General features: G+C 58.1%; 4 protein-coding genes. 2 read left to right on the top strand and 2 right to left on the bottom strand.

All coding sequences use genetic code 11. The features are described 5' to 3' along the window. A partial coding sequence (locus ABJQ89_RS02785) for a DMT family transporter (protein ID WP_348494748.1) occupies nt 1-708 on the bottom strand: 708 nt, incomplete at its 3' end. 76 nt (nt 709-784) lie between these two features. Between ABJQ89_RS02785 and ABJQ89_RS02790 the strand changes: the two genes are divergently transcribed. Both ABJQ89_RS02790 and ABJQ89_RS02795 read left to right on the top strand, forming a co-directional pair. After that, on the top strand, nt 785-2410 hold the full coding sequence (locus ABJQ89_RS02790) for an AMP-binding protein (RefSeq protein ID WP_348494749.1): 1626 nt from the start codon (nt 785-787) through the stop codon (nt 2408-2410). A gap of 80 nt (nt 2411-2490) precedes the next feature. Next, nucleotides 2491-3516: a hypothetical protein gene (locus ABJQ89_RS02795; RefSeq protein ID WP_348494750.1), complete on the top strand. Its 1026-nt coding sequence runs from the start codon at nt 2491-2493 to the stop codon at nt 3514-3516. Here the strand turns inward: ABJQ89_RS02795 and ABJQ89_RS02800 are convergent. Continuing rightward, nucleotides 3513-4034 carry a pyridoxamine 5'-phosphate oxidase family protein gene (locus ABJQ89_RS02800; protein WP_348494751.1) on the bottom strand — a complete coding sequence of 174 codons (522 nt, stop codon included), beginning with the start codon at nt 4032-4034 and terminating at the stop codon, nt 3513-3515. The genes ABJQ89_RS02795 and ABJQ89_RS02800 overlap by 4 nt on opposite strands. Between the last annotated feature and the right edge of the window lie 2 nt (nt 4035-4036).

A 4036-nucleotide genomic window follows, 5' to 3' on the forward strand; every position in this document is an offset into this window, starting at 1 on the left:
AATTAGCGATCCAACCGCTTGCACCGCGATCAAGCCCCACGTCAAATCGCTCGGCCAAATCAGGCCCCGCGTCAGGAAGCCATCTGTACCCTCTGGCGCGACAGGCCCCCAGAGGGCCAAACCGCCAAGAACGCAGAGCCCGATCAGCCCCTGAATACTGAACAGCCCCGCCAACATCGCGACCGTGCTTTCCCCTGCGCAGAGGCGCTGGGTGGCAACCGATCCCATCGCATAAAAGAAACCGCCAAAAACCGGCAAGATATGTATGAACGTCAAAGCGTCATCGCCGCCTGGTCCAAGCACAACAATGATCCCCACAAACCCAAGCAGGACCGCACCAATGCGCACGGGGCCGACCTTATCGCCAAAAGCAAATACCGAGATCAACAGCACAAAGATGGGCGCAGTAAAAAGCCCCGCCAAAGCCTGCGCAATCGGCAGAAACGCCAAAGCGGCAAAATAGAACAACATGCCCACCGCGATCAGCCCGTTTCGCAGCACAATCGCCCAAAGGCGAATTGGACGCAGCGAGGCAAAGCCGAAAAAGGCGACCAACCCAAGCAAGGGCAAAGCCATACAGGCGCGCAAGAATTGGAACTGCCATAAGCTTACATCCCGTGCGATCACAGCGATGTAATTGTCGATCAAGCCAATAATCAGCATCGCAAGCACCATGAATGTCGCTGCTTGTCTTGGATTGTGCGTCATTGTTCTTTCAATCTTTCGCTGGGACTGCCAATTTGCCGTAAATTCGCGAGGCAAATTAAGGGGAGGCACACGCGCTATGGGATGGATGAAGGATGAATCAGGTTTAGACAAGCGTGCTGCGAACTTTAGCGCATTGACGCCCCTGTCCCATTTGCAACGCGCGGCTAAGGTCTTTCCCGAAAAACTGGCCGTGGTCTATGGCGATCATCGCTTGAACTACCGCGACTACCATGCGCGCTGCTCGCGCCTTGCGTCTGGTCTGGAAACCCTCGGAGTTGCTTCTGGCGATGTGGTTGCAACGCTCCTGCCAAACATCCCCGCCCAAGCGGAGGCACATTTTGGCGTGCCAGCTTGCGGAGCGGTGCTGAACACGGTGAACACCCGTTTGGATGTTGGCACGGTCTCCTACATCTTTGATCACGGCGAGGCAAAGGTTGTCCTCGTCGATACCCAATTCCTGCCTGTTGTCGAAGCGGTGCTCGACACCATAGAAGGCGCAAAACCAACCCTCGTCGAGGTGCCTGATCCTGCCGCAGGTTTCACCGCCACAGGGCGCCACATGACCTACGATGCGCTGCTGGAACGCGGCGATCCGAACTACCAATGGCAAATGCCGCAGGACGAATGGGAAAGCCTGTCGCTCAACTATACCTCTGGCACCACAGGCAAGCCCAAGGGCGTTGTCTGCCATCACCGCGGCGCGTATCTCATGACGATGGGCACCGTCGTCAGCTGGCAACTTACGCTCGCGCCTGTGTATCTCACCATCGTGCCGCTCTTTCACTGCAACGGTTGGAACCACACATGGATGATGCCAATGCTTGGCGGCACGCTCGTGTGTTGCCGCGACATCACCGCCAAAGCAATCTATGACGCCATCGCGGATGAGGGCGTCACACACTTCGGCGGCGCTCCGATCGTTCTCAACATGTTGGTAAACTCTGACGCCAGCGATCAACGCGCCTTTGACCACACGGTCGAGGTCTTTACCGCCGGCGCGCCCCCTGCCCCAGCAACCCTCGCTAGGATCGAAGACATGGGCTTCCACATCACCCAAGTCTACGGGCTGACCGAAACCTATGGTCACGTCACCGAGTGCCTTTGGGATAGTGCGTCTTGGGATACCCTTGAGCAAAGCGAACGCGCCGCGATCAAGGCCCGCCAAGGCGTTGCAATGCCGATGATGGAAGACATCACCGTCATGACCCCCGACATGCAGCAGGTCGAAAAGAACGGCACGGAGCAGGGCGAGATTATGATCCGTGGCAACTCTGTCATGAAGGGCTATCTGAAAAATCCACAAGCTACGGAAGAGGCATTCGCTGGCGGCTATTTCCATTCCGGCGATTTGGCGATCCAGCACCCTGACAACCACATCCAAATCGCAGACCGCGCCAAGGACATCATCATCTCTGGCGGCGAAAACATTTCCTCGGTCGAGGTCGAAGGCACGCTCATGGGCCACCCTGCCGTGTCCCTTTGCGCAGTGGTCGCCAAGCCCGACGACAAATGGGGCGAAGTGCCTTGCGCCTTCGTCGAACTCCTGCCTGGCGCATCGGTGACTGAAGCCGAAATCATCGCCTTCGCACGCAAAAGCCTCGCTGGTTTCAAAACGCCCAAGGCTGTGATCTTCCAAGAGCTGCCAAAAACCTCGACGGGTAAGATTCAAAAGTTTGAATTACGCAAGAGTCTACAAACGTAAACCAAAGCCCATGATGATTGCCCGCGCTGGTTTGGACGTGTTATGGTGCCTCTAAATGAGGCAGAGCAGAAACGCCCACGATGACAGCGCTAACAAAATATGATCGACTTGAGGCCGCAGGCCTCTGGCGCGCTGCGCCCGATCAACAGCGCGTGGATGTTATTGTCAGCATTGGCGATGCGACCCTCACGATCAAAGACATGCGCGATCAAGCTTTGGCGCATTGGTCCTTAGCCGCGATTGCCCGCTCCAACCTAGGCAAACGCCCCGCGCTGTTCCATCCCGAGGGCGATCCAACCGAAACGCTAGAGATCGCCGCGGATGAGGACGAAATGATCCGCGCCATCGAAAAGCTGCGCAAAGCGGTGGAGCGCACGCGCCCTCGTTCCGGCCGACTGCGCGGGGTCCTGACCTTTGGCGTTTTTGCCGCCGCCGCAGCCGCCGCTGTCCTTTTGCTGCCCGATGCTTTGGTCGATCAAGCGCTCAAAGTCGTGCCAAGCGTCAAGCGCGCAGAGATCGGCAACGACCTCCTGACTGAAATGCAGGGCGCAACTGGCGCGCCCTGTAGCAACCCCGTCGCACGCTCGGCTTTAGTTGAGCTCACCCGACGCCTCACGATGGATGACGCCCCCAGCTACCTCGCGATCATGCGCGCTGGTGTCACGGATGCGATCCACATGCCCGGCGGTGTGATCCTGCTCAGCCGCACGCTTGTCGAAGATCACGAAAGCCCCGATGTCGCCGCCGGCTATGTCATTGCCGAGCAAACCCGCAGAGCCGCGCGCGACCCGCTGCGTCATCTCCTTGAGAACGCGGGCGTCATGGCGACATTGCGATTGCTCACCACCAGCGAACTCCCCAAGGACGCGATTGAAGCCCACGCCAAGCGCCTGCTGACGGAAACGCCCCTGCCCGTTGCCATCGATCCGCTCTTGGATCGCTTCTCGCAGCAATCCGTGCCCAGCACACCCTACGCCTATGCGGTGGATGTGACCGGTGAAACCACGCTGCCCATCATCGAAAGCGATCCGCTTGCGGGCACAACGTCCAGCACCGTTTTGCCCGACTCCTCATGGGTGCGTTTGCAAACCATCTGCGAAGGTTAATCGCGCGGCGAGCTCGGCCCAAAAATCTCGGTATCAAACCCATCAAGGCTCTTGGTATTCTTCTTTTCCCAAAACGCCTGAACACCCTCTTCGCCCAGATCATCATACCACGGCACCAAATCCGTCTCCCCGCGCGAACGCACCATCGACATCTCCGGCACCCCGGTTCCGCAGGACGTGGTCACCAGATCAATATCCAAAACATAGATGTTCCGCGCGCCCGCGAAGTCAGGAAACAGCGCATAATATTCATCCCACTCCCCGTCGCGCGGATGCAAAACACGCGCATTGCCGTAGGTGCGCAGGATCAATGGCTCTCCCTCAAAGGCGCAAAACATCAACGTCATGCGTGGATCTTGCAAAACATGCGCCGCCGTTTCATTGCCACTGCCCGACAGGCTCAGCCAAACAATGCGTTGATCCGATAAGATACGCAGGGACTCCAATCCCTTTGGCGACAGGTTCACCCGCCCCGTGGGCGCCGCCGTTGCGACAAAGAACATGTTCTGACGTTCAATGA

This window comes from Planktotalea sp., assembly GCF_039984035.1.
Lineage (GTDB): Bacteria > Pseudomonadota > Alphaproteobacteria > Rhodobacterales > Rhodobacteraceae > Planktotalea.

Excerpts from the sequence above, each read along its gene's own strand:
- ABJQ89_RS02790 (WP_348494749.1), top strand. The coding sequence starts at position 785 with ATGGGATGGATGAAGGATGAATCAGGTTTAGACAAGCGTGCTGCGAAC.
- ABJQ89_RS02795 (WP_348494750.1), top strand. The coding sequence starts at position 2,491 with ATGACAGCGCTAACAAAATATGATCGACTTGAGGCCGCAGGCCTCTGG.